We start from the raw sequence: 23,764 nt of genomic DNA on the forward strand, positions 1-23,764 counted from the left end.
CTATTCGAAAACCCCCTAAGCCAGATGATTTCCGAGTGCCGCGCCACGGTTGTTCCAACGACCTCAGGCTAAACTCGGGTGAGACCAAGAGGAGTGCCCTGTGATCAGTGATGTTCTAGCCGAGGCTAGCGAAAAGATGAACAAGGCAGTGGATGCTGCCAAAGAAGACTTCAGCACGGTCCGTACCGGCCGCGCCAACCCGGCCCTGTTCCAGAAGGTCCTGGTGGACTACTACGGAACACCGACCCCGTTGCAACAACTGGCTTCGATGGTGAACCAAGAGGCTCGTACTCTGCTCATCACGCCGTTCGACAAGTCAGCTCTCAAAGATATTGAAAAGGCCATCGCGGGAGCGCACCATATCGGTGCCAGCGTCGGCAACGACGGCAGCGTCATCCGCGCCACTCTTCCTGAACTGACTGAAGAACGTCGTAAGGACTTCGTCAAGGTAGTTCGCGAAAAGGCTGAGCAGGCCCGCGTCGCGCTGCGCAACATTCGCCGTAAGGCTAAGGACGACCTTGACGCGCTGACCGAGGTTGGCGAAGACGAGATCGCTCGTGCCGAGAAAGAACTCGAAGCGAGCACGAAAGCTCATGTCGACGCGATCGACGATGCTCTCAAGCGTAAAGAAACTGAGCTGCTCGAGGTCTAATGGTTTCTGAATTCGAAGCTCAGGTTCGAGCAACAAACGACAAGATCAACGCCCGCACCGGGCGACCTTTGGCGATGGCAATTGTCGTGGGTCTGGCGTTGGGTCTTTCGTTGTTGTTCAGCCTGATTTTCGTCAAAGAGCTCTTCATGCTCTTTGCCGGCGTGCTCGTCGCGTTCACCGCGTTCGAGCTCGCGAGTGCACTTCGCTTTTCGGGGCTTAAAATTCCCCGCGTTGGGGCGGTCATCGCCGCCGTCGCAGTAGTTCCCGCGTCGTTCTACTGGCATGCAGAAGGTCAGTGGTACATCACGCTGGCGGGAATCGCCTTCATGTGGGTGTGGCGATTGGTTGAAGTGGTCGTCATGCCGAGCCATCGTGGTTCGGTGCGTTCGATCATGCGCGACCTCGGTGCCGGGGTCTTCGTGATGTTGTACGTCGCGTTCCTCGCTAGCTTTACGGTCATCCTCACGTCAGAAGACGGCGGCCAATGGTGGACCCTCGCCATGTTGATTGTTGTGGTCGTCAGCGATATCGGGGCGTATGCCAGCGGGCTATCGTTCGGCAAGCATCCGATGGCTCCCACAATCAGTCCCAACAAGACGTGGGAAGGCTTTGCCGGTGCCGCGGCTGCCGCAGTTACCGCTGGTGTGCTTCTCGCTCTCTTCATGATCGATCAACCGTGGTGGGTGGGTCTGATCTTCGGAGTCGTCATTCTCGGCACGGCAACGATGGGTGACCTTGCAGAATCACTCATCAAGCGAGACCTCGGGATCAAAGACATCAGCACGTGGTTGCCCGGTCACGGCGGCTTCTTAGACCGCGTAGATTCGTCACTTTTGTCGGCTGCAGCCGGCTACGCGCTGTTTCTCATCTTTGCGTAAGGCAGAATAGAACCGTGAGCACCACATTTCCCCGCAGCCGTAAGTCACAGTTGGGGTACAACGTCGACCAGGTCGAGGACTTCCTCGAAGAGGCGCGTCGTGCCTACACCGCCGATCGGAGCGACTCTTCCGTAGTGTCGTCGCGCAGCATCCGCAGGTTGGCATTCGCTATGCACAAGGGCGGTTACTCGACCCTTCACGTCGATTCGGCGTTGGAGCGGCTTGAGGACGCCTTTGCAGCGCGCGAGCGGGATCGTGCGATCGCTGAACTGGGTGAGACTGCGTGGTACGCCAACGCTCGCGCTGAGGCGCAAGAGATTTTGAACCGCCTCGCTCGCCTCGACGGCAAGAAGTTTTCCAAGGTGAACGGATTCACTATGGGGTACGCGGTCAAGGACGTCGATGCGTTCGCTCAAGAGTTGGCCAACTATTTCCAGCACGGCGCACCCCTGACAATTGATCGGGTGCGCACAGTAGCGTTCCGCACCGCAAAGGGCGGTTATCGCGAAGCTCAAGTCGACTACCTGCTCGACTCGGTGATCGATGTCATGCTCGCCGTTCGGTAGTTCCCTCCGTTTTTTCAGGTCCGTCGGCTAACATCCCTAGTACTTTGTTTATTAATTCGCGAACCGCAATCATCCGCGCTCAGGCACGCAGCCAGGGTGCGGATCTTTCTGGGCGGCACACACGGGTCTCGTGGACCCTCCCCGTGTTCGCTTCCGTCGCCAGTTTGGGCTTCATCGCCACGTTTATGGTGGCAGCCCCGACACCCGCGAGTACGGTGTCGGCAGCACAGGCGCCGGTGAGCTCCATCGAGCGGGCAGATGTGCAATCGCTGACGGTCGCAGAAGGCTTCGTGAACGAAGTGTCGCGAGACAAGCTCGCGGTGAAAGAACTTATTGTTGAGCCGGTCGTCCCCGCTGCTCCCGCAGCGCCCTCGGTTCCTGCCGCTGGCACGCCTGACCCGGGCACGGCGCAGTCGATTGCACTGTCGATGCTGACGGCGCGTGGTCTTGGCTCCGGCGAGTACAACTGCTTGGTCAGCCTGTGGAATCGCGAATCTGGGTGGAACGTCTACGCTCACAACTCCTCGAGCGGTGCCTACGGTATTCCGCAATCGCTTCCCGGCGACAAGATGGCGTCTGCTGGCGCCGACTGGGCCACTAACCCCGCTACGCAGATCAGCTGGGGGCTTAGCTACATCGAAGGTCGTTATGGCACTCCTTGTGGCGCATGGGCTCACTCCGAGTCCAATGGCTGGTACTAGACGGCCCTGCCTCACCGCATAAGCTTGATCCATGCCTCGCTCTAATCGTCCCCGTGGACGACGTCGCCCCGATGATGACGAGAGCGCAGACCTCAGCCGGGTGATCTTCGGCTCTCGCCGCACCGAATTTAAACGAGATGGCGAGTGGAACGTTCAGCCCGTGTCGCCTTCGAAAGCGGCCAAGACCTATACCTGTCCCGGATGCTCACAGCCGATCTCGCAAGGGACCGCCCACACAGTCACGTGGCGTGCTGACGGCATTATGGGAGAGGCAGACGACCTCTCAGCGCGACGCCATTGGCATCAGCATTGTTGGAAAATAAGATTGTGAGCGCCATCCAGTGAGCGACAATTCAACAACCAGTTCGGCCGCATCCGCCCAGCCAGCCCCAGAGCCCATTCGCGGTGCCACTGAGTTGCCGGCGCAGCGTGAGAACATTGAGCTTCACACGAGCGATGGCTTCACTCTGGTGGGAGAGCTGTCGCTGCCCGAGTCCGGTCATGTCGCGGCCACCCTGGTGACGCTGCACCCGTTGCCGACCGCGGGTGGGTTTATGGACTCTCACATCATCCGCAAAGCCGCGGCGCGGTTGCCTGCGCTGGCAGATATTGCCGTGCTTCGTTTCAACTTCCGTGGAGTTACGTCACCGCGAGGCACCTCTGAAGGCTCGTTTGGTGAGGGCACCCTCGAAGAGTTCGATCTCGCCGCGGCTATGGATTTTGTTCGCGAGCGGGGATTGCCCAACGTGTGGCTGCTGGGTTGGTCGTTCGGCACCGAGGTCACTCTCAAGTACGGCCGACAGCACCCCATCACCGGGGCAATTCTTCTCTCCCCGCCGCTTCACCGCGCCACGGCGGAGGACGTCTCTGGGTGGGCTGGCGACGAACGACGTCTCGTCGCTGTCATTCCTGAACTCGATGACTACCTGCGACCGCACGAAGCGGCGCAGCGATTCGCATCGGTCCCCGAAATCGACTTCGTCGCGGTCGAAGGAGGCAAGCACCTGTGGGTGGGGGAGTCCCAGACCTATCGAGTGCTGACGGAAATTGTGGCGCGCCTCAACCCGGTTGTGCTGCCGCTGCCGCGTACTTGGCCGCCGGAGGCATCCGCCGCTGCGGAGAGCACTCTCTAAAGATCTGCCTGACGTGGCACGATCACCTGTTGTACGACGATGAGGATCGCCGCGGCAACGGGGATCGCGATGAGCGCACCCAAAATACCCAGCAACGTTCCGCCGGCAAGTGCAGCGATCACAACGAGCGCGCCAGGAATTTTCACGGCCTTGTTCATGATGCGCGGATTGAGCACATACGCCTCGACCTGCATGTAGATGAGGTAGTAAATACCGACGCCGATGACGCTCGGGGGGCCGTTGAAAAGAAGGACGAGCAGCGTGATGACGATCGAGCCGCTCAGTGTTCCCACGAGAGGAATGAGCGACCCCATAAAGGCGATGAACGCCAATAGCGCCGAATATTTCACGGGCAAGCCAAAGGCCGGGAAGATCAGCGTCAGCACGACAAACGAGAGCACACCGTTGACGAGTGCTAACGAGCCTTGGCCGATAACGTAGCGGCCGACGGCAGCGCTTACTTGTTCAGAGAGGTCGATGAACTTGGCACGTTTCGTGGCGGGAACCAACTGGTACAGGCCTGATTTGATGCTCTTCAGCGACGAGACGAAGTAGATGGTGAGGATCAGCACGATAATCGCGCCGGTGATTCCCGTGGCGATTCCAATGCCGACAGCGAAGACGCCGCCGCCGATCGTCGTGAGATCGAGATCGGCTATCCACGCGTTAAAGCCATCAACCAGATCTTGCACCTGCAGCCACGGGAGTGCCGTTTCGACACTTTCGCGAACGGTGCCATCGAAGAAAGCAGTTACGAGTCGAGGAGTGGCTTGCACCGCGTTGCGAACCTGCTCGGCGATAACGGGCACAATCGCGAAGATGAGGCCAGTGAAGACCCCGAGGACTCCGACCAACACAGTGAGAATGGCAGTCCAGCGGGGGAATTTCTTTGTCTCAAGCCAGGTGACAACAGGGTCGAGGCCCAGAGCGAGAAATAGCGCTGCACCCACGTAGGTAAGGATTGTTGCGAGCGAAATGACGGTCTGGCCGATTCCGACCGCGACAAGAACCCCCAGGCCGCCGAGTAAACCAAGGCGGAACGGATTGAGGATTTTCATTACGTGGCTCCATTCAGCCTGACACCCACGTGTCAGGCTGAGCGTAATTCTAGGTGCCGGGCGCGCAGTTCCTAGTTAACTTCCTCGGCTTGGTTGAGAACTCCGCGAAGGTTTTCGAAGTATCCCGCCACGGTCTCGCGCTCGGCCTTGATCTTGGTGAGGCGCTCCTCAGCATCACTGACGAGCTCACGGGACCGTTTTTCAGCATCATCCGACATGGCCTTAGCGCGCTGCTCAGCATCGGACAACTCCTCGGCGGCGTGCGCCGAGGCCTCAGCGAGAACCTTCTTCGCCTCCGCCTGCGATGACTTGGTGAGCTCTTCGGCTTCGTGACGCTTGGCATTCGCCTCGCGTACCGCTTCGGCCAGCTGTGCCTGCGCCTCTTCGAGGTAGTTGTGCGTCTGTGCGGTTGCCTCGTTGTGCTGGGCCAAGAATTCCTTCTCGGCATCGTCGCGGCGCACCGCAAGCTCTTTCGCGAGCGAAATACGCGCTTCTTCTGCTTCGCGTTCGATCGTCGTGCGAGTCTCTTCGAGCTGATGCTTGATCGTTGCTCGAGTCGATTCCACCTCGTTCGCTAGCTCAGCGCGCTGGCGAGCGATGTCCCGCTCAAGGTCAGCAGTTTGCTTCTCCACATCGTGGGCGAGTGTCGCACGGGTCTCGCTGACGTCGCTGTCGAGCTCGGTGCGCTTGCTGTCGATCGCGGCATCCAGCTCGGCATGGCGGCGAGCCATTTCTTCTTCGAGTGCGGCTGTCGCTGAGGCGATCTCTGCCTCGAGCTCGTTGCGACGAGTGCTCATCTCTGCTTCGAATTGGGCACGAGCCGTTGTGCTCTCGTGTTCGAACGCGGCGCGGGCTGTCGCGATTTCGTCTTCGAGCCCTGCGCGTGTTGTCTCGACGTCATTTTCGAGAGCCCCACGCGTACTGGATACCTCTTTGGCCAGCGCCTTCCTGGTGGAATTCACCTCGCGGTCGATCGCCTTTTGCTTGGCGGCAACGTCGGCGGCGAGTTCGCTTCGTGTGGCTTTGACGTGCGCCTCGAGCTCGGCGTGGGTAGACGTAACCTCGTCGTCGAGCGCGGCCTTCGTCGTAGCAACGTGGTTGTTGAGTTCGGCCCGAGTGGTGGTGACCTCTTGCTCGAGGGAGGCCTGGGTGACCTTAACTTCTTGCTCGAGGGCCGTCTTGGTCGTCGATACTTCTTGCTCAAGAGCGGCTTGGGTGCTTGTGACTTCGTGCTCGAGAGCAGCCTTGGTCGAGGTGACTTCGTCGTCGAGCGCGGCGCGAGTGCTCGTGACGTCGTGTTCGAGCAACTGGCGTGCGTCGCGTTCTTCGGTCTCCCACAGTTCCCGGGCTTCAGAAAGCTCAGCGTCGAGGGCGGCCCGTGCGGTCGTGACGGTCTTCTCGAGCTCGGCAAGAGTATTCGCGGCCTCGGTCGCGGCGGCGTTGCGAGTGGCGTTCGCTTCTGCGTCGAGCGCCGCGTGTCCCGCGTCAAGCTCTGCCCTGAGTTTCGCTTGGGCAGCGTTTGTCTCGTTGACCAGCTTCGCGTGACCGGCAGCGGTCTCGTTCGCCAGCTTCGTGTGAGCAGCCTTGGTCTCGTTTGCAAGCTTGTCTCGAGCCGTAGTGGTTTCAGCGTCGAGCTCAGCCCGCGCGGTGTCGATCTCGCGAGCTAGATCGGTGCGTGCTTGCTCGATATCCCGCTCTAGGTCTTCGCGCTGCTTGGTGTTCTCAGCCTCGAACTTCGCGCGTCCAAGCTCAGCGTCCCGAGCGAGAGATTCTGCAGCCTCGCGCGCTTCGGCGACTTCAGCCGCGGTGCTGGCACGCAGCTCTGCCATCGCTCGTTCTGTTTCGGCACGCAGAGCTGCAGCTTCTCGCTTCGCTGAGGTGCGGGCATCCGCTGCTTCGGTCGCTACGGCACCACGAATGGTTGCTGCTTCCCGAGAAGCATCACCCACGAGTTGAGACGCTTCGTCTCTCGCCCGTGCGACAAGAGTGTCCGCTTCGGCGCGGGATGATTTTGCGAGCGCTGCTGCCTCATGCTGGGCTTCGGCCAAGACGCGTTCGGCTTCGCTCGCAGTGTCTGCGCGAAGAGTCGAGGTTTCAGCCTGCACCGCTTTGCGCATCTTCTCAGCGTCGATGTCGGCCTGGCTGATGAGCTGAGTTGAGTGCTCTTCGGCAACACGAAGCATGCTCTCGAGCTTTGAGCCGAGTCCGCTGTAGGTAGGGCTGCCCGATTCGTCGAGCTCAGCCTGAAGATCTTCGTTTACGGCGAGGAGTCTTTTGACCTCTTTTGTCGAGGCCGTGCGATCTGCTTTAGCGGCAACAAGTTCGCGACGAAGTTCGCCGATAAGTTTGTCGACGTCGTCTTTCTTGTAACCGCGCATCTCTGTGCCGAAATCGGTATCGTTCGCGGCCAAGATTTCTCCTCGATGTCTGCGGAATGAACCCTCTGAGTTTAGTGGGGCGCGGAGGCCTCCTGTCATCCTCGTTTCGAACTCGCATCATGGCGTTCACTCTTCTCCCAGATACTTCCCAGAAGAGTAACTAGGTGGGCTGGAAACGATCGGCTATTCTTGAGCGTCTTTGATGTTGCCTTCCCGAGTGGATGGGCCCCTACCTCCAGACCAGCTGAGGTTCTGCCAACGTGGCATGGGTTTTCTTTCCGTGAGTCATCGTGGGCAACACGAAAGGAGAGATAGTGAGATTCGTTCTCGCCATAGTGAGCTTCATGCTCGCAGCCGTCATGATCGGCTACGGCATTGCTCAGCAAACCATTCTTGCGACCCCGGATGAGGTGTCAGTCTCCGCCGAGATGGACGGCACAGCGCCACTCACGGTGATCAGCGGCGAGGCGTTCAACACGTTCTCGGGTAACCAGACCATCCGAATTGAAGGCCCTCGCCGGATTGTGGCCGCGTACGGCCGCTCCACCGACGTGCTCGCCTGGGTGGGCGACGCAAGCTACAACATGGTGTCCATCGACCCCGAGACGGGCGATCTGACGACCGAAACGATCGCGGGATCCGAGCAAGAGGTTCCCGACCCGTACAACTCAGACCTTTGGCTCGAGAACTACGAGGCCGAGAACGAGCTGGCTCTCACCGTGAAAATTCCGAGTGACGTGTCGTTCATTCTCGCGTCTGATGGAACAGAGCCGGCCCCCAACGCTGTCTCTCTCTCGTGGCCCCTCGACAACAGCACGCCGTGGGCGGGCACGCTCATCATGGGCGGCGCCGGTGTACTGCTCATCGGCCTCATCTTCCTGATGTGGGCGGTGCACAACATGCGCCGCGCTGGCGGCCCTCGCCGCAAGCCGCAGAAGATGCCGAAGGTTCCTAAGAAGGCTCGCTATAAGCAATCGAAGCGTGGTTCACAGGCCGGCGACGCGTCGTCGCTCCGCACAAGCGCTCGGATCGCTATCCCTGCGGTTCTCGTGAGCGCAATAATCCTCAGCGGATGCACCGCGTCGACCGCGCCTAATTCAGCCGCCGACCAGACAGTTCCGTCGCCAAGTCCTGCTGCCACAGACGCGGCGCCCGCTGTTACGGCACCGGCGGTTGCTGTTCGCCAGATCGAGAAGATCGTCGCCCAGATCAGCGCCGTCTCTCAAGAGGCCGATGACGAACGTGACACTGACCTTATTGAGACCCGTTTCTCGGACGCTGCGCTTGAGTATCGGCTCGCGAATTACAAGATGCGTAAAGCCGATGACGATATCGCTCTGCCCGTAGCCATCCCGGATGGTCCCGTGCAGCTCACTCTCCCTCAGCAAACCGACACGTGGCCGCGCACTGTGTTCACGATCATTCTTGACGAGACCGATTCCACGGTTGCGCCGATCGCACTCTTCCTCGAGCAAAAAGCGCCGCGCGACAACTACAAGGTCAGCTACGCCATCAATCTCGAACCGTCAGTCGTGTTCCCCGACGTTGCCGCGGCTAGCGTCGGAACCTCACGTCTACCGGCCGACAGCGGCCTGCTGCGCTCATCGCCGACCGAGGTCGCGCTCGACTATGCCGAAATTCTCGAGCAAGACCTCGACAGCGACTCCTACCTTGACTTCCAAGTCGAGGGTGACAGCTTGCGCGAGAGCGTCGGGCTCGCGGTGAAAAAGAAAGAGAAGGCCGCTCTATCGAGCACCGCCACTCTTACTTACGGCCACGAACTAGGCTCTGCGGATCCCATCGCCATGGCCACGGTTGACGCTGGTGCCATCGTCGCGGTTCATCTCTACGAGACCAAGGTCGCTGCTCCCAAGGAAGAAGGCTCTGCCGTTACCTTCAGCGGTCAGACTAAGGCTCTCTCGGGAATCTCGATCACCGAAGAGGGCATCAAGTCGACCTACGGTGATCAATTACTCTTCTATGTTCCTGCCGCGGGCAATGACGAGAAAATCGTTTTGCTCGGTTACACCCAAGGACTCGTTGAAGCATCGGAGTTGAAATGACAAACGCCCCCCTGAACGCCGCTAGTCTTCGCGGAGCTGTCGACCTGTCGTCGCTCGTTCGCCAGCACAACACTCCTGCCCCGGCGGCGGGTGCTCCGACGGGAGACGTTCCCGCAAATGCTGCTGCCGAGTCTCGGGCGCCGAACGGCTACGCCACGAGTGCGAACGATGCGTCCTTTGCCCAGGTTCTTGAACTCTCCAATACGGTGCCCGTCATCGTTGAGTTCTTTGGCCAAGGAATCGAAGCATCGCTCGAACCAACAATCGCCCAGTACAAGGGCCGCTTCGCCTTGGTCACCGTGGATGCCACGGCAAACCCCCAGCTGGTGCAAGCGTTCCAAGTGCAAGAGGTGCCGACTGTCGCAGCCGTCATCGGCGGGCGCCCCGTGCAGTTGTTTAGCGGCATCATGCCGGAGAGCGACCTCAAAGAGGTGTTTGAACAGGTTCTGCAGCTCGCTGCCGAAAACAAGGTGACGGGCACATTGCCTGCGGCCGATGAAACGGCGGAGGGCGAGGCCGTAGAGCCGGTCGAAGAGCCGCTACCTCCCCTGCACCAAGAAGCTTTCGACGCGATTTCTGCTGGCGACTTCGCTACGGCGATCGAGGCCTACACGACTGCAATCACGCAGAACCCGCGCGACCAACAGGCCATCGCCGGCCTCGCTCAGGTTTCGCTGTTGGCTCGGCTTGAAGGGCATACCGCTGACTCGGTGCGCAGTGCCGCAGCTCAAGCTCCAGCCGATGTTGAGGCTCAGCTCGCCGTGGCTGACCTCGATGTCTCTGGTGGCCATCTGGGCGACGCCTTCGACCGACTGCTCGAGCTCTTTCCTTCAGCAGACGCTGACGGTAAAGGCGCTATTCGCACCCGCTTGCTCGATTATTTCGAGATTGCTGGCGCTGAAGATCCTCGCGTAGCGGATGCTCGTCGCCGACTCACATTGCTGCTCTACTAGTCGCGCGCAATCGCGCCGACGTGAGCGTCGGTAGCGCGAAGAAGATCGGCGGGTGAAAGTTCAATGTCGAATCCGCGTGTGCCGCCGCTCACGAACACGGTGTCAAAGAGTTCGACGGTCTCATCGATTACGGTCCGGTGGGGGAGCCTTTGCCCAATTGGGCTGATGCCGCCCAAAACGTAACCCGTACGTCGCTGTGCCACCGCGGGCTCGGCCATCGTCGCCTTCTTGCCGCCCAGAGCTGAGGCAAGCGCTTTGAGGTCGAGTTTTCCCGAAACGGGAACGACGGCAACGATCATCTCGTCATCCACCATTGTCATGAGGGTCTTGAACACCCGCTCGGGGGAAACTCCGAGAACGGTAGCGGCTTCGATCCCGTAGTCCTGGTTGCCGGCGTCGTGCGCGTAGGGGTGCGCAGTGAAGGTGATGCCGAGCGCATCGAGCGCAACGGTGGCGGGGGTTCCGAGCGCCATCAGCGATCGTTCGCCAGCGAGCGAGGGGGAGCCGGGTCGAAGCAGCAGTGCATGCGATCTAGAGTAATGACACACAGCCATTTATGCGGATGCTGTGGCGGAGTAACGGAGTTACGGTGACCATTTATCTCGACCACGCGGCCACAACGCCGATGCGCCCTTCGGTAGTGCAGGCTTTCGCGGCGGCGCTGCCTGTGGTGGGTAACCCCTCGTCGATTCACTCTCAGGGCCAAGCGGCGAAGCGAATGCTTGAAGAGGCGCGAGAAACTGTCGCGGCGAGCGTGGGTGCAGATTCGGTAGAGGTCACTTTCACTTCGGGCGGTACAGAAGCCATCAATCTTGCCCTCAAAGGGTTGTACTGGGCGCGTAACTCGGGTGCCGTTGAGCGCCGCCGAGTGCTCGTCGCGCAGGCAGAACATCACGCAACGATCGATGCGGTCGAATGGATGCGGGCCCACGAAGGTGCAGAACTCGACTGGATTCCGGTCGATACTTTCGGTCGCATCGATATCGACTATGTGCGGAGTGCGCTCGCCGACGATGTTGCTCTAGTCTCGATGCTGTGGGCAAATAACGAGGTGGGTAGCCTGCAGCCGGTCGCCGAGATTGCCGCGCTTGCGGCGGCCCACGGCGTTCCGGTGCATGTGGATGCCGTGTCGGCGTTCGGCTACGTTCCTATTGACTTTCACGCGGCCGGTGTCGCGGCGCTCAGTGTCTCGGCTCACAAGATCGGTGGTCCGGTCGGCGTCGGAGCGCTCGTGATTGCGCGTTCGGCATCCGTCACTCCGCTTATTCACGGTGGTAGCCAGCAGCGCGCACGCTCGGGAACTATGGACGCGCCCGGCGCGGTCGCCTTTGCCGCGGCGGCGCGTGAGGCCACCGCCGACTTGGCTGAGCAGGCGGCCCGGCTTACGACGCTGCGCGATTCGCTCATCGCCGGAGTGCGGGCAGCCGTTCCCGAGGCCGTGTTGCGCGGTGACCCGAGCGATCGTTTACCGGGCAACGCTCATTTCACTTTCCCCGGGTGCGAGGGTGACTCTCTGCTGTTCTTGCTGGATGTCGCGGGCTTCAGCGTCTCGACTGGCTCCGCCTGCCAGGCGGGAGTGCCCGAAGCGAGCCACGTCTTGCTGGCGATGGGCCTTGACGAACCCACAGCGCGCGGAGCCCTGCGCATCTCGTTGGGGGAGTCAAGTACGGCTGACGAGGTGGAGCAGTTCGTTACCGCTCTTCCCAAAGCCGTGGAGCAGGCCCGCAGCGCTGGATACTCTGACCGGATGACGGTGCTGGGGCGCGGCTAGGCGACGGTCCAGGCTCCGCTGACGCTGACGCTGTCGCTGTCGCTGTTGCCGGCGCCGGCGGCATGGCGGCCCGACAGTGCATATCCTCACGCGCCACAGCATTGACTCAGCACCTTCGCACCTGTAAGTTTTTTATTGCAGGTGAAAGGAATCTGGTGAATTCGGAAGAGCTTGGAGCGTGGTTAGCCGCCGTGGCGAACCCGCAGCGCATGCGCATTCTGGCCGAGTTATCGAGCGGCCAACAACACGTGAGCGAGTTGGCCCGCCGCGTCGGAATGTCCCGCGCCCTGCTCTACATGCACCTCGCCAAGCTCGAAGAAGCGGGATTCGTCGCCGGGCATCACGAGCTCAGCGACGACGGCAAAGCACTCAAGCTCTTCGAGGTCGTTCCGTTTCGCGTCACCGTCACTCCGGCGCTGCTTGCCCGCGCGGTAGCGCAGTCGGCGAGGGACGGTGAGGTCGCGAATGAAGGCGACGCGGCCGACGCGGCCGGCGCATCGTGAAGCCGGCCACGGCATCCCGAACATTATCTAGTTGCAACTCTCACAAAGGAAAATAATGGAAGTCTTTTATAGCCTCTGGTTCTGGATCGGCATTATCGCCATCGTGGGCATCATCGCGGGCGTCATCCATAACTCCACCAACAAGAAGGCAGAAACAGCCAAGTACGTCGCGGATGCTCAGGCCGGCGGTGACTATCGTGCGCTTGCTGACCAGAGCCTCGAAACCAACCGTGCGCTGCTTCAGCGATTGGATGTCGTGGAGCAGCGCCTCGCGAGCATTGAGAAAACTCTCACTGATATCCCGCAGTAGCGTGCGGAGCGGTATGAGTAGTGTGCGGCACGGCGCGCTCGCCCGCGAACGTTCCGCCCGGAACTTGCCCAGCAACTCGTCTCGTACACTGGACGGATGAAGATTTTAGCGGCAATGAGTGGCGGAGTGGACTCCGCCGTAGCTGCCGCGCGCGCTGTTGAAGCTGGGCACGAGGTTGTTGGGGTGCATTTGGCGCTGAGCCGGCAACCCGGAACCCTGCGCACCGGTGCTCGTGGTTGCTGCACGATTGAAGACTCAATGGATGCCCAGCGGGCCGCCAACATCATTGGGATCCCGTACTACGTGTGGGATTTCTCTGAGCGTTTCAAACTTGACGTGGTGGATGACTTCATTGCCGAGTATTCGGCCGGTCGCACTCCCAACCCCTGCATGCGCTGCAACGAGCGCATCAAGTTCGCCGCCCTTCTGGAGAAGGCAGTGGCGCTCGGGTTCGATGCTGTCGCCACCGGTCACTACGCCAACATCATCGAAGATGAGAATGGCAACCGCGAACTGCACCGTGCCGCGGCCTGGGCCAAGGACCAGTCCTACGTTCTTGGCGTGCTGACGACGGAGCAGCTTGCGCACAGCATGTTCCCGCTCGGGGCTACCCCCTCGAAGGCAGAGATTCGCGCCGAAGCTGCTGAGCGCGGATTCTCGGTAGCCAACAAGCCCGATTCCCACGACATTTGCTTCATCCCTGACGGAAACACTCGCGGCTGGCTCGCAGACAAAGTCGGCGCGGAGCAGGGCGAAATTCTCGACCGCAACGGTGACGTTCTCGGCAAGCACGAGGGTGCCTTGGCCTTCACGATCGGTCAGCGCAAGGGTCTCAATGTGGGCTACCCGACGGATGACGGCAAGCCGCGTTTCGTGCTCGAGATTCGTCCCAAGACCAACGAGGTCGTTGTCGGGCCGCGCGAAGCTCTCGCGCTCTCGCAGGTCGCGGGAACCAAGTTCTCGTGGGCTGGGCTTGACCCGCAAGAATCCGGTTTCATCTCCGAGCCGGGGGAGAGCTTTGAGTGCCACGTGCAGGTTCGCGCTCACTCCGACCCTATGCCGGCGGTAGCTCGCATTGCTCCAGCGACCGAGGGGGCGGACAACGTGGGAGACGCCATGGGTCCCGAACTGATCGTGACGCCACACGAACCGCTCATTGGAGTTTCACCAGGTCAGACCGCGGTGATTTACGTCGGAACTCGTGTTCTGGGGCAGTGCACGATTGCCCGCACGGTTTCTGCGGTTCCGGCCGGAGTTTAGTTCTCCTTTTCCCTCACGTGGCAGGAGGGAATCCCTCGGTTCACACGGAGAAGTCAGTGCTGCTGTTTAGACTTGAACCGTGGCCAATAGCACTGTGAACTCGGGTTCTTCTCACTCCTCAGACGAGCACGTTCCCGAGACTGCCGATCCCGAACTCTCCGAAGCCCGGGATGAGGCGCAAGCGCTCACTTCGCGCATTCTCGAACTTCGCGATGCCTACTACGTTCGGGACGAGACACTTGTCGACGATGCCGAATACGACGGTCTCATCCAGCGGCTCGAAGCGCTTGAGAAGGCGCATCCCGAACTGCAGGGGCAGGACAGCCCGACCCAGCGGGTTGGTGGCCGGGTAGCGACCCTGTTCGACCCCGTAGAGCACGCCGAGCGCATGCTGAGCCTCGACAACGTGTTCTCGCTCGAAGAGTTCGGTGAGTGGGCCGCCAAAGTTCAACGTGACTCGGCTCGCCATATCGATTTCTTGTGTGAGCTCAAGATCGATGGGCTCGCTATCAATCTGCGCTACATCGACGGCGTGCTCGTGAGCGCGGCAACCCGCGGCGATGGTCGCGTCGGCGAAGACGTGACCGAGAACATTCTGCGAGTTGAAGGTATCCCGCAGAGGTTAGCGGGCTCGGGGCATCCGCCCATTGTCGAAGTACGCGGTGAAGTCTTCATTCCGCTGCAACTCTTTCGCGAGTTGAACGCCGAGCAGGCTCGCATCGGCGAGAAAGTTTTTGCGAATCCTCGCAATGCTGCTGCCGGTTCGCTGCGCCAGAAATCTGAAGGTAAGAACGACGAGAAGCTGGCAGCAATGCGTCGTCGTTTGTCGTCGCTGCGCATGCTCGTGCACGGCATCGGAGCCTGGAATGGCGAGCGCGCCGGCAGCGAGCCGATCCGCACCCAGAGCGAGGTGTACGGCCTTCTTGCAGAGTGGGGTTTGCCCACGAGCCCCTACTTCAAGGTCGTGCCCACGGCGACAGAGGTCGAAGAGTTTATTCGGTACTACGGTGAGCACCGCGACAGCGTTGTGCACGAGATCGATGGCATCGTCATCAAGGTCGACGAACTGGCGCTGCACGAAGAGTTGGGGGCGACATCGCGCGCGCCGCGCTGGGCGATCGCCTATAAGTACCCACCGGAGCAGGTCAACACCAAGTTGCTCGACATCGTGGTCGGCGTTGGTCGCACCGGGCGCGCAACACCGTATGCCGTGATGGAGCCCGCCCTCGTTGCGGGCTCGGTTGTACGTCAAGCCACCCTGCACAATCAAGATGTCGTCAAACGCAAGGGCGTGTTGATCGGAGACACCGTTGTGCTCCGCAAAGCGGGCGACGTCATTCCTGAAGTCCTGGGGCCAGTCGAAGAACTACGCGACGGCACAGAGTATGCCTTCGTGATGCCGACGAACTGTCCGGAATGTGGAACACCATTGCGCGCGATGAAAGAGGGCGATATCGATTTGCGGTGCCCCAACGCGCGCAGTTGCCCGGCACAGGTTCGCGGCCGCATTGAACACACCGGTAGCCGGGGTGGTCTCGATATCGAGGTGCTCGGTGAAGTTATTGCGCGCGCTCTTGCGCAACCGCGCGAGCCAGCGGTGCCTCCGCTCATCAACGAAGCGGGCCTGTTCGATCTCACTGTTGAAGATATCTTTCCGATCGTGGTCGCTGTTCGTGACTCCGAGACCGGCGAAGTTCTCACTAACGACGACGGTACAGAGCGTCTCGTCATGCCGTTCCGCCGCGCCCGCAAATCCACGGGTAAAGATGCTGATCCCGAATATGACGCCAATGCCGCGGAATTTGCCGGCACTCCCGACTGGGTGCCGTCGAGTAACGCGGTCAAGCTCATCGCCAATCTGAACGAAGCTAAGTCGAAGCCACTCTGGCGATTGCTCGTGAGCTTGAGCATCCGCCACGTTGGTCCGGTTGCTGCGCGTGCCCTCGCGGAATACTTCGGATCGCTCGCGGCGATACGAGAAGCAACCCGCGAGGAGCTTGCCACGGTCGACGGTGTCGGTCAGATCATTGCGGATTCAGTGGCCGACTGGTTTGACGTTGATTGGCATCAAGAAATCGTTCAACGCTGGGCGGATGCGGGAGTGCAATGGGCAACGCCCGGTCACCCCGGCCCCGGAGCAGCGCAGTCCAACGACGGCATTCTCGCCGGGCTCACGATCGTCGCAACCGGCAGCCTGGAAGGGTTCACTCGCGAGGGTGCTCAAGAGGCCATCATTGCGGCCGGAGCAAAAGCGGCGTCGAGCGTAAGCAAGAAGACTGACTTCGTCGCGGCAGGCCCCGGCGCCGGATCGAAGCTCACTAAAGCGGAGCAGCTGGGCATCCCCGTTATCGACGCAGCTCAGTTCGCGCGACTACTTAAAGAGGGCCCCGACTCCCTCTAAAACCCAGTGAAAAGCGAGTATCGCCTTCGGCTCACACCCGAATAGGGGCAGACTCCCTTAGGATTAGCTGAACGTGGTCGTGCGCGGGGATGTCGCACAGTTCACGTTCCTTGAGGGGATCACCCGACGTTGCTGATTGAAATTGCACTCGCTCTAGCTACCTCGGTCATAGGCTTACCCGCCGCCGAGGTCTCTGGCGCGCCCGCAATCGAATTCCATTCCATCGTCACGAGTGACTCACCGTCACCTTTCGTGGGTCCGGTTGTCGACACCACCGGGTCTCTCGGCACCGCAACGTTCAGCGCCCGCACCCTGACCTCGCTCGCCAGCATGCCAGCGGACAGCATCCCTCAGTTCTTCGCTTCTCGCCCTGGCGCCATCGAACAGATTCTCGCTTCGCCGCCGCCGGCGCAAGAGGTGGCGCTCTGGTGGGGCGATTTGGCCAGCGATAGCCAGGTTGCACTCGAGAGCGCGAGCCCCCAACTGCTTGGCAACCTCGAGGGCGTGCCCTATACGATCCGCGACGTCAGCAACCGCACTGTTCTCGACGAGACCATCGTCGAACTCACCGCGGTCGTCGACTCGGATGCCGGCCGTGCCGTACAGCAAAGCGCACGCCAGCAGCTCAACATGCTGTCGTCGATCTCCGAGTCTCTTGCGTTCGACAGGGCGGCCCCCGAGCGAACCCTCATCACCCTCGACGTCACAGGGCAGGGTAAGGCCGCCATCGTGCTCGGCGACTTGAATGAAGCCGACTATGTGAGCTTCTTAGTGCCGGGCATGTTCTTCACTATCGAAGGCCAGATGTCCTATTGGGCTGATGCCGCTGACGCGCTCTACTGCGAGCAACAGGAGTGGCTCGACTACTTCGAAGCCCAGTCGGTATTTACGCGCAATGAGACCGTCGCGACCGTCGCCTGGATCGGCTACGACACCCCGAATCTCACCAACGTGGGTGCGATCGATAACGCGAACCAGGGCCGTGACACTCTTGCTCAAGCAATTATTGGTCTGCAGGCGCTGCGCGGTTCTGACCAGCCGTACATCGCGGTGGTGGCGCACTCTTACGGAACGACAGCGGCGATGATGGCCCTGTCGGAATACGACTTTGATATCGATGCCCTCGCCATGGTCGGGTCACCCGGCAGCCCGGCGAAGTCCGTGGACGATCTGCATGTGCGCAACGGCAATGTGTTCGTCGGTGAAGCCGCGTGGGACCCCATCCCGAACAGTTCCTACTTTGGCGCCGACCCTGGAACAGAGTCGTTCGGTGCTCAGTCGCTCGGCGTCGGCGGCGCTTTCGACGTGGTCACGAAGCAATCGCTTGCTGGCTCCGTCGGGCATAACGAGTACTTCACCCCGGGCAGCGAATCGATGCGCAACTTCGCACTGCTCTGCATCGGGCGCAGCGACCTCGTGATCCCCGAACACGCGCCCGCTGTCGAACGTGCCTTCGGGTCTCTCGCTGGCCCTTCGAGCTAGCAGTTCTCTATACACTGGAGGGGTTCCCTGTCTGTTTCCCATCTTCGGAGCTCCATGACTGACACCAATCCGGGTGCGATCACTACTGAGGTCGTCACACACCTCGCATCGCTTGCCCGCATCGCCCTTACCCACGACGAAATCGAGAAGCTCACGGGTGAGCTTGGTGCGATTGTTGACTCCGTGGCCAAGGTCAGCGAGGTCGCAACCGATGAGGTTCCGGCGACGAGCCACCCGATTCCTTTGAGCAACGTCTTCCGTGCGGATGTTCCCGGCGTCACCCTCACCACCGAACAGGCGCTCGCCGGCGCCCCTGAGCACGACGGTTCACGCTTTGCCGTGAGCGCGATTCTGGGAGAAGAACAGTAATGGCAGCTTTGAACGACCTCACGACAATGTCGGCAGCAGATCTGGCCGGCAAGCTGAGCTCGGGCGAAGTCTCGTCTGTCGAAGCAACCCAGGCGCACCTCGACCGTATCGCTGCCGTCGACGACCGGGTTCACGCGTTCTTGCACGTGTCGGCGGATGCTCTGGCCAACGCCAAGCGCATCGACGAGCGTCGCGCAGCAGGGGAGTCGCTCGGCGAACTCGCCGGTGTGCCCGTCGCTGTCAAGGACGTGCTCTGCACGATCGACATGCCCACGACCGCGGGCTCCAAGATTCTTGAAGGCTGGGTTCCGCCCTACGACGCCACTCCTGTGGCGAAGTTGCGTGCCGCTGGCCTCATCCCGCTCGGTAAGACCAACATGGACGAATTCGCCATGGGCTCGTCCACCGAGCACTCGGCCTACGGTCCGACGCGTAACCCGTGGGATCTCGACCGCATCCCCGGTGGTTCCGGTGGCGGCTCTGCTGCGGCCGTCTCCGCGTTTGAAGCCCCGCTTGCTCTCGGTTCTGACACCGGTGGGTCGATCCGCCAGCCGGCATCCGTGACGGGTTCTGTCGGTGTGAAGCCCACCTACGGTGGCGTCTCGCGTTACGGCGCGATCGCTCTTGCATCGTCGCTCGACCAAGTCGGCCCCGTCTCGCGTACCGTTCTCGACTCCGCACTGCTGCACGATGTGATCGGCGGGCACGACCCGCGCGACTCCACCTCGCTCAACGAGCAGTGGCCGTCGTTTGCTGCCGCAGCTCGTGCCGGTGCCGCTGCCGAAAGCCTCAAGGGCGTTCGGGTGGGCGTCATCAAGCAACTCGACAGCCCCGGCTTCCAGGCCGGTGTCTCGCAGCGCTTCCACGAAGCTCTGCAGTTGCTCACCGATTTCGGTGCCGAGATTGTTGAAGTGGATGCTCCGCACTTCGAGTACGCCGTCGAGGCGTACTACCTCATCCTCCCCGCTGAAGCCTCGAGCAACCTCGCCAAGTTCGACTCGGTGCGCTTCGGTCTCCGCGTCACGCCTCAGGGCGGCGGCACCGTTGAAGACGTGATGGCAGCGACCCGTGAAGCTGGTTTCGGTGACGAGGTCAAGCGCCGCATCATCCTCGGTACCTACGCCTTGAGCGCCGGTTACTACGACGCGTATTACGGCAGTGCCCAGAAGGTGCGCACGCTCATTCAGCGCGACTTCGCTGCGGCTTTCGAGAAGGCGGACGTTCTCGTTTCGCCTTCCGCGCCGACCACCGCGTTCAAGCTCGGTGAGAAGCTCGAAGACCCAATGGCGATGTACCTGAACGACGTCACCACGATTCCGGCAAACCTGGCCGGCATCCCCGGCATGGGCCTTCCCATGGGGCTCGCTCCCGAAGATGGACTGCCGACCGGTTTCCAGATCATGGCTCCGGCTCGCGGCGATGCTCGCCTCTACGAGATCGGTGCAACGCTCGAGCGTTTGCTCGAAGCGCAGTGGGGCCACACCCTGCCGAGCCAGATCCCGGCCCTCGGCTAAACAACTCCAGCTCTGTCACTCGACCCGCGCTCATCGTGAGCGCGGGTCGAGTGCGTTAACGCGATCGTGTCGCGGGTATCCGGGTATCCGGGCGTGCGGGCGTGTGGCTAGGCGTCGTCGGCGGCCTGCCGTTCGCGATACGCAATTTGGTTCATCCGGTTTCCGCAACGGATGCTGCAGAACCGTCGCGACCCGTTGCGCGAGAGATCGGCCATGAGGCCTTCGCAATCGGGGGCTTCGCAGCGCCGCAACCGCCACATGGCGTCGGAGCGCACAACGTCGACGAGCGCGAGTCCGACCTCGGCCTGAATACGTTCCGCGAGCGGCGCTTCGGGGTCGTTGGCGTGCAGGTGCCAGTCGGAGTCGCCGTGGCGCGCTAAGAACGGCAGGGCTTTAGCTTCAGCAAGCATCGCGTTGATTTCGATCGCGGCGTCGTCGCGCGTGAGCTTCCAGATGCCGCGGATGCGGTCACGCACGGCCCGAACGTCGGCCACTTCGGCGTCGTCGCGGTCGATGCGCCCGCTAAACCGAAACTGCATGACGAGGTCGTGCACTTGGCTAACCGACATCAGTTCGTCGACGCCCGATCTGCTCGCGAGTTCGTGTGAGTTTCCGAGTAACACCGCGAACTCGAGACTCTCTACCGTGTCAGGGGCAAAATGCAATTTGACTCCTTATTTGTTTCGAGACTAGCGTCAGCAGAAATACTCGTCAATCTCGTTCGAAGCAGTAGCTCATGAAACAGCCCTCCACGTCCCTCGGTTTGTTGATCGCACTGATCGCCGCCGCCAGTTTTGGCCTGTCGGGGGCACTCATCAAGCCGGTGTTAGAAGCAGGGTGGAGTCCCGCCGCTGCGGTCACAGTGCGCGTGCTCATCGGGGGCGCGGTGCTTGCCCCGTTCGCTTTCATGGCGCTCAAGGGGCGCTGGATCGCGCTTTGGTACGCCCGCAGTCGCATCCTCCTCATGGCCACGATCGGGGTTTCAGGTACCCAGCTGGTTTACTTTGCGGCGATTGAACGTATCCCCGTGGGGATCGCGATTCTGCTCGAGTACATGGCCCCATTGCTGCTCGTGGCCTTCGCGTGGGCCACGTCACGACGCACGCCGAAAGCGGTGGTATTGATCGGCTCGGTCGTCGCGCTGGGCGGGCTGATTCTCGTGGTGTCACCGGAAGGGTCGGGAGCGCTCGACCCGGTGGGCATCATGTTCGGGGCCCTCGCGGCAATCGGCGCGGCGGTGTACTACGTGATTGCTGCGCGCACGAGTGAGGGGCTTCCCGCTGTCGCTCTGGCATCGGCCGGTCTGCTGCTCGGCGGCGTGATCTTGGGGCTCGTGGGGCTGCTCGGTATTGTGCCCTTCGATATGCCGCTAGTGGATGTCACGGTGTTGGGCTTTGTGGCTCCGTGGTGGGCACCGCTCCTCATCGTGGGTATCGTCGCTACCGGTATCGCGTATTCGACGAGCATCATGGCGAGCGAAATGCTCGGTTCTCGCCTCGCGTCGTTCGTCGGTCTGCTGGAGGTCGTCACGGCAGCGATCTACGCCTGGCTTCTGATTGGCGAGAACTTGTCGATCATGCAGTTCGTGGGCGGTGCGCTGATTCTGGCGGGAATCGCGTTCGTGCGCTCCGAGAAATCCGAGCATATTGGTGACTTCACCATCGAGGCCGAGGCCTTTCCGAGCGACGAGGATGAACCAATTTTGGCCCCGGCATCCGCGCCGCTCGAACCGGGTACCGATACGGTGCCGCTGCGCCACGTACAATCGTTGGGTGGCTAAAGCTGAATTGATGGACTACGACAAAGCACTCGAACTATTTGAGCCGACGCTCGGTTTCGAGGTGCACGTCGAGTTGAATACCCAGACCAAGATGTTCTCGGATGCTCCGAACCCTGCCGCGGCGGGTGCGGGCGATGCTGAGCCGAACACCATGATCACTCCGGTTGATCTCGGTTTGCCCGGCAGCTTGCCTGTGGTCAACGAAGAGGCGATCAAGTATTCGATCTCCCTAGGGCTCGCGCTCGGCTGCGAGATCGCGCCGAGTTCACGCTTCGCCCGCAAGAACTACTTCTACCCCGATCTGGCGAAGAACTACCAGATCAGCCAGTTTGATGAGCCGATCGCGTTCGAGGGTTCGGTCGAGATCGAGCTCGAGAGCGGTCGCACGATCACGATTCCGATCGAGCGGGCGCACATGGAGGAGGACGCCGGAAAGCTCACCCACGTGGGTGGCTCGACCGGTCGCATCCAGGGTGCCGAGTATTCGCTGGTTGACTACAACCGCGCGGGTGTTCCCCTCGTCGAGATCGTCACGCACATGATCACGGGTGCTGAAGCGGATGCTCCCGAGGTCGGCAAGGCCTACGTCTCGGCTATTCGCGACATCGTTCGCTCGCTCGGCATTTCCGAGGCTCGCATGGAGCGCGGCAACCTGCGCTGTGACGCCAACATCTCGCTGAGCCCGCGCGGCTCCGGCAAGTTGGGCACGCGCACCGAAACCAAGAACGTGAACTCGATGCGCAGCGTTGAGCGTGCGGTTCGTTACGAGATCCAGCGCCAAGCGGCCATTCTTCAGAAGGGTGGCACGATCACTCAGGAGACCCGCCACTGGCACGAAGACACCGGTGTCACGAGCGCGGGTCGCCCCAAGAGCGACGCGGATGACTACCGTTACTTCCCCGAGCCCGACCTTCTCCCGGTTGAGCCTTCGGCTGAGCTCATTGCTGAGCTGCGTGCGGCTCTTCCCGAGCCGCCGGCCCAGCGTCGCAAGCGCCTGCAGGCCGCGTGGGGCTTCACGGACCTTGAATTCCGTGACGTCAACAACGCCGGGCTCTTCAGCGAGATCGAAGCAACGGTTGAGGCCGGAACGACACCAGCTCAAGCGCGTAAATGGTGGACCGGAGAAATCGCTCGCCTCGCCAACATCCAGGGTGCTGACGCTAGCTCGTTGATTAGCCCCGCGGATGTCGCGGCTCTCGTTGCGCTCATGAACGACGGCGTTCTCAACGACAGTCTGGCTCGCCAGGTTCTCGAGGGTGTTATCGCCGGCGAGGGAACCCCCGCCGAGGTTGTCGAGAGCCGTGGGCTCAAGCTTGTGTCTGACGATGGCCCGCTGATTGCGGCTATCGATGAGGCCCTTGCCGCCCAGCCCGATGTTCTCGCGAAGATTCGTGAGGGCAAGGTGCAGGCTGCTGGTGCCGTGATCGGTGCGGTCATGAAGGCGATGCGGGGCCAAGCTGACGCTGCGCGCGTTCGCGAACTGGTCTTGGAGCGCGCTGCCGCCGAATAAGGCGCTTGACGCGGCGTGGGCTTGGCACGGCTCGAACGTCAGTTGTAGGCAGTACCGTTGAGGTCATGTCTGAAACTGCCGAGCTTGTCGTCGAAATCCACGTTCCCCTTACCCCCGACACTGAGGTGGCTGAGGGCGAGAGCCGCTTCCCCTGGATCGAGTCACTCGTGGAGTTCACGGCTGAGCTCGATGAGGGTGGGGAGATCTTTGTCGTTGAAGAGGGCGACGTCTTCAACGAGGCCTACGTCATCGTGATCACGGGTGCTGACGAGTCAACGCTCATGGGCGTTGCCAACCGCGTAGCGAACCTGCCGGGTATTCCGACGGGCGTTTTTGCCGTGCAAACGGATGCCGACGCTGACGAACTCGGTCAAGGCACGGTCGTCGAAATCTCCTAGCGAGAATACCGCTCAAACTTAGTCAAATTTGCTTGTTTTGCGTCGGCTGCGGCGTACACTGAGAGAGCACCGCAGCCGCCAGTA

Annotated in this window: 22 protein-coding genes; 18 read left to right on the plus strand and 4 right to left on the minus strand. The window is 61.3% G+C overall.

Annotated features, from left to right (window positions below; translation table 11 throughout):
- Positions 1 to 100 precede the first annotated feature (100 nt).
- From frr to I6E58_RS06335, 5 genes are all read left to right on the plus strand, one after another.
- Entirely contained in the window at positions 101 to 652 is a 552-nt protein-coding gene (frr, locus tag I6E58_RS06315) for a ribosome recycling factor (protein WP_129071784.1), read from the plus strand.
- Positions 652 to 1,530 carry a phosphatidate cytidylyltransferase gene (locus tag I6E58_RS06320; protein ID WP_197131529.1) on the plus strand — a complete coding sequence of 293 codons (879 nt, stop codon included), beginning with the start codon at positions 652 to 654 and terminating at the stop codon, positions 1,528 to 1,530. Before frr ends, I6E58_RS06320 begins: the two co-directional genes overlap by 1 nt.
- 14 nt (positions 1,531 to 1,544) lie before the next feature.
- The gene (locus tag I6E58_RS06325; protein ID WP_197131531.1) at positions 1,545 to 2,096 is read left to right on the plus strand and encodes a DivIVA domain-containing protein; all 552 of its coding nucleotides are present in this window, start codon (positions 1,545 to 1,547) and stop codon (positions 2,094 to 2,096) included.
- 143 nt (positions 2,097 to 2,239) lie between these two features.
- A complete protein-coding gene (locus I6E58_RS06330) occupies positions 2,240 to 2,797 on the plus strand; it encodes a lytic transglycosylase domain-containing protein (protein ID WP_307842000.1) in 558 nt (185 codons plus the stop codon).
- A 341-nt stretch (positions 2,798 to 3,138) separates the two neighbouring features.
- Positions 3,139 to 3,930, plus strand: coding sequence for an alpha/beta hydrolase (locus I6E58_RS06335; RefSeq protein WP_307842002.1), 792 nt, complete (start codon positions 3,139 to 3,141; stop codon positions 3,928 to 3,930).
- Here I6E58_RS06335 and I6E58_RS06340 read toward each other — a convergent pair.
- Together I6E58_RS06340 and I6E58_RS06345 are read right to left on the minus strand one after the other, a co-directional pair.
- On the minus strand, positions 3,927 to 4,988 hold the full coding sequence (locus I6E58_RS06340) for an AI-2E family transporter (RefSeq protein ID WP_197131533.1): 1,062 nt from the start codon (positions 4,986 to 4,988) through the stop codon (positions 3,927 to 3,929). The two genes, I6E58_RS06335 and I6E58_RS06340, sit on opposite strands and share 4 nt — an antisense overlap.
- Positions 4,989 to 5,059: 71 nt before the next feature.
- Positions 5,060 to 7,399, minus strand: a complete 2,340-nt coding sequence (locus tag I6E58_RS06345; RefSeq protein WP_197131535.1) for a hypothetical protein — start codon at positions 7,397 to 7,399, stop codon at positions 5,060 to 5,062.
- Positions 7,400 to 7,680: 281 nt separating this feature from the next.
- On the opposite strand from I6E58_RS06345, the gene I6E58_RS06350 reads away from it, so the two are divergent.
- Positions 7,681 to 9,429 carry a hypothetical protein gene (locus tag I6E58_RS06350; RefSeq protein WP_307842003.1) on the plus strand — a complete coding sequence of 583 codons (1,749 nt, stop codon included), beginning with the start codon at positions 7,681 to 7,683 and terminating at the stop codon, positions 9,427 to 9,429.
- Positions 9,426 to 10,382, plus strand: a complete 957-nt coding sequence (locus tag I6E58_RS06355) for a tetratricopeptide repeat protein (RefSeq protein ID WP_197131537.1) — start codon at positions 9,426 to 9,428, stop codon at positions 10,380 to 10,382. Before I6E58_RS06350 ends, I6E58_RS06355 begins: the two co-directional genes overlap by 4 nt.
- Here the strand turns inward: I6E58_RS06355 and ybaK are convergent.
- Positions 10,379 to 10,855 carry a Cys-tRNA(Pro) deacylase gene (ybaK, locus tag I6E58_RS06360; RefSeq protein ID WP_197131539.1) on the minus strand — a complete coding sequence of 159 codons (477 nt, stop codon included), beginning with the start codon at positions 10,853 to 10,855 and terminating at the stop codon, positions 10,379 to 10,381. The genes I6E58_RS06355 and ybaK overlap by 4 nt on opposite strands.
- A gap of 116 nt (positions 10,856 to 10,971) precedes the next feature.
- Between ybaK and I6E58_RS06365 the strand changes: the two genes are divergently transcribed.
- The 8 genes from I6E58_RS06365 (at position 10,972) to gatA (ending at position 19,992) form a co-directional block, all read left to right on the plus strand.
- Entirely contained in the window at positions 10,972 to 12,153 is a 1,182-nt protein-coding gene (locus tag I6E58_RS06365) for a cysteine desulfurase family protein (RefSeq protein ID WP_197131540.1), read from the plus strand.
- A 155-nt stretch (positions 12,154 to 12,308) separates the two neighbouring features.
- Complete coding sequence (locus I6E58_RS06370) at positions 12,309 to 12,656, plus strand: winged helix-turn-helix domain-containing protein (protein ID WP_197131541.1); 348 nt, start codon at positions 12,309 to 12,311, stop codon at positions 12,654 to 12,656.
- A gap of 55 nt (positions 12,657 to 12,711) precedes the next feature.
- Complete coding sequence (locus I6E58_RS06375; RefSeq protein WP_197131542.1) at positions 12,712 to 12,966, plus strand: hypothetical protein; 255 nt, start codon at positions 12,712 to 12,714, stop codon at positions 12,964 to 12,966.
- Positions 12,967 to 13,062: 96 nt separating this feature from the next.
- Entirely contained in the window at positions 13,063 to 14,226 is a 1,164-nt protein-coding gene (gene mnmA / locus I6E58_RS06380) for a tRNA 2-thiouridine(34) synthase MnmA (RefSeq protein WP_197131544.1), read from the plus strand.
- A 79-nt stretch (positions 14,227 to 14,305) separates the two neighbouring features.
- Entirely contained in the window at positions 14,306 to 16,627 is a 2,322-nt protein-coding gene (gene ligA, locus I6E58_RS06385) for an NAD-dependent DNA ligase LigA (RefSeq protein WP_197131546.1), read from the plus strand.
- A gap of 129 nt (positions 16,628 to 16,756) precedes the next feature.
- Positions 16,757 to 18,109: an alpha/beta hydrolase gene (locus tag I6E58_RS06390; protein WP_197131548.1), complete on the plus strand. Its 1,353-nt coding sequence runs from the start codon at positions 16,757 to 16,759 to the stop codon at positions 18,107 to 18,109.
- Between the two features lie 54 nt (positions 18,110 to 18,163).
- Positions 18,164 to 18,478 carry an Asp-tRNA(Asn)/Glu-tRNA(Gln) amidotransferase subunit GatC gene (gatC, locus tag I6E58_RS06395; RefSeq protein ID WP_100388632.1) on the plus strand — a complete coding sequence of 105 codons (315 nt, stop codon included), beginning with the start codon at positions 18,164 to 18,166 and terminating at the stop codon, positions 18,476 to 18,478.
- On the plus strand, positions 18,478 to 19,992 hold the full coding sequence (gatA, locus tag I6E58_RS06400) for an Asp-tRNA(Asn)/Glu-tRNA(Gln) amidotransferase subunit GatA (RefSeq protein ID WP_374189184.1): 1,515 nt from the start codon (positions 18,478 to 18,480) through the stop codon (positions 19,990 to 19,992). Before gatC ends, gatA begins: the two co-directional genes overlap by 1 nt.
- A 107-nt stretch (positions 19,993 to 20,099) precedes the next feature.
- On the opposite strand, the gene I6E58_RS06405 is transcribed toward gatA, so the two are convergent.
- Positions 20,100 to 20,657 (minus strand): CGNR zinc finger domain-containing protein, encoded by a 558-nt coding sequence (locus I6E58_RS06405; protein ID WP_129071767.1) that lies wholly within the window; start codon positions 20,655 to 20,657, stop codon positions 20,100 to 20,102.
- A gap of 71 nt (positions 20,658 to 20,728) precedes the next feature.
- Between I6E58_RS06405 and I6E58_RS06410 the strand changes: the two genes are divergently transcribed.
- The 3 genes from I6E58_RS06410 (at position 20,729) to I6E58_RS06420 (ending at position 23,680) form a co-directional block, all read left to right on the plus strand.
- Entirely contained in the window at positions 20,729 to 21,772 is a 1,044-nt protein-coding gene (locus tag I6E58_RS06410; protein ID WP_129071766.1) for a DMT family transporter, read from the plus strand.
- Positions 21,765 to 23,282, plus strand: a complete 1,518-nt coding sequence (gene gatB / locus I6E58_RS06415) for an Asp-tRNA(Asn)/Glu-tRNA(Gln) amidotransferase subunit GatB (RefSeq protein WP_197131551.1) — start codon at positions 21,765 to 21,767, stop codon at positions 23,280 to 23,282. Before I6E58_RS06410 ends, gatB begins: the two co-directional genes overlap by 8 nt.
- 65 nt (positions 23,283 to 23,347) lie before the next feature.
- Complete coding sequence (locus I6E58_RS06420) at positions 23,348 to 23,680, plus strand: glutamyl-tRNA amidotransferase (RefSeq protein ID WP_129071764.1); 333 nt, start codon at positions 23,348 to 23,350, stop codon at positions 23,678 to 23,680.
- Positions 23,681 to 23,764: the final 84 nt, after the last annotated feature.

Source organism: Salinibacterium sp. SWN1162 (assembly GCF_015864675.1).
Lineage (GTDB): Bacteria > Actinomycetota > Actinomycetes > Actinomycetales > Microbacteriaceae > Rhodoglobus.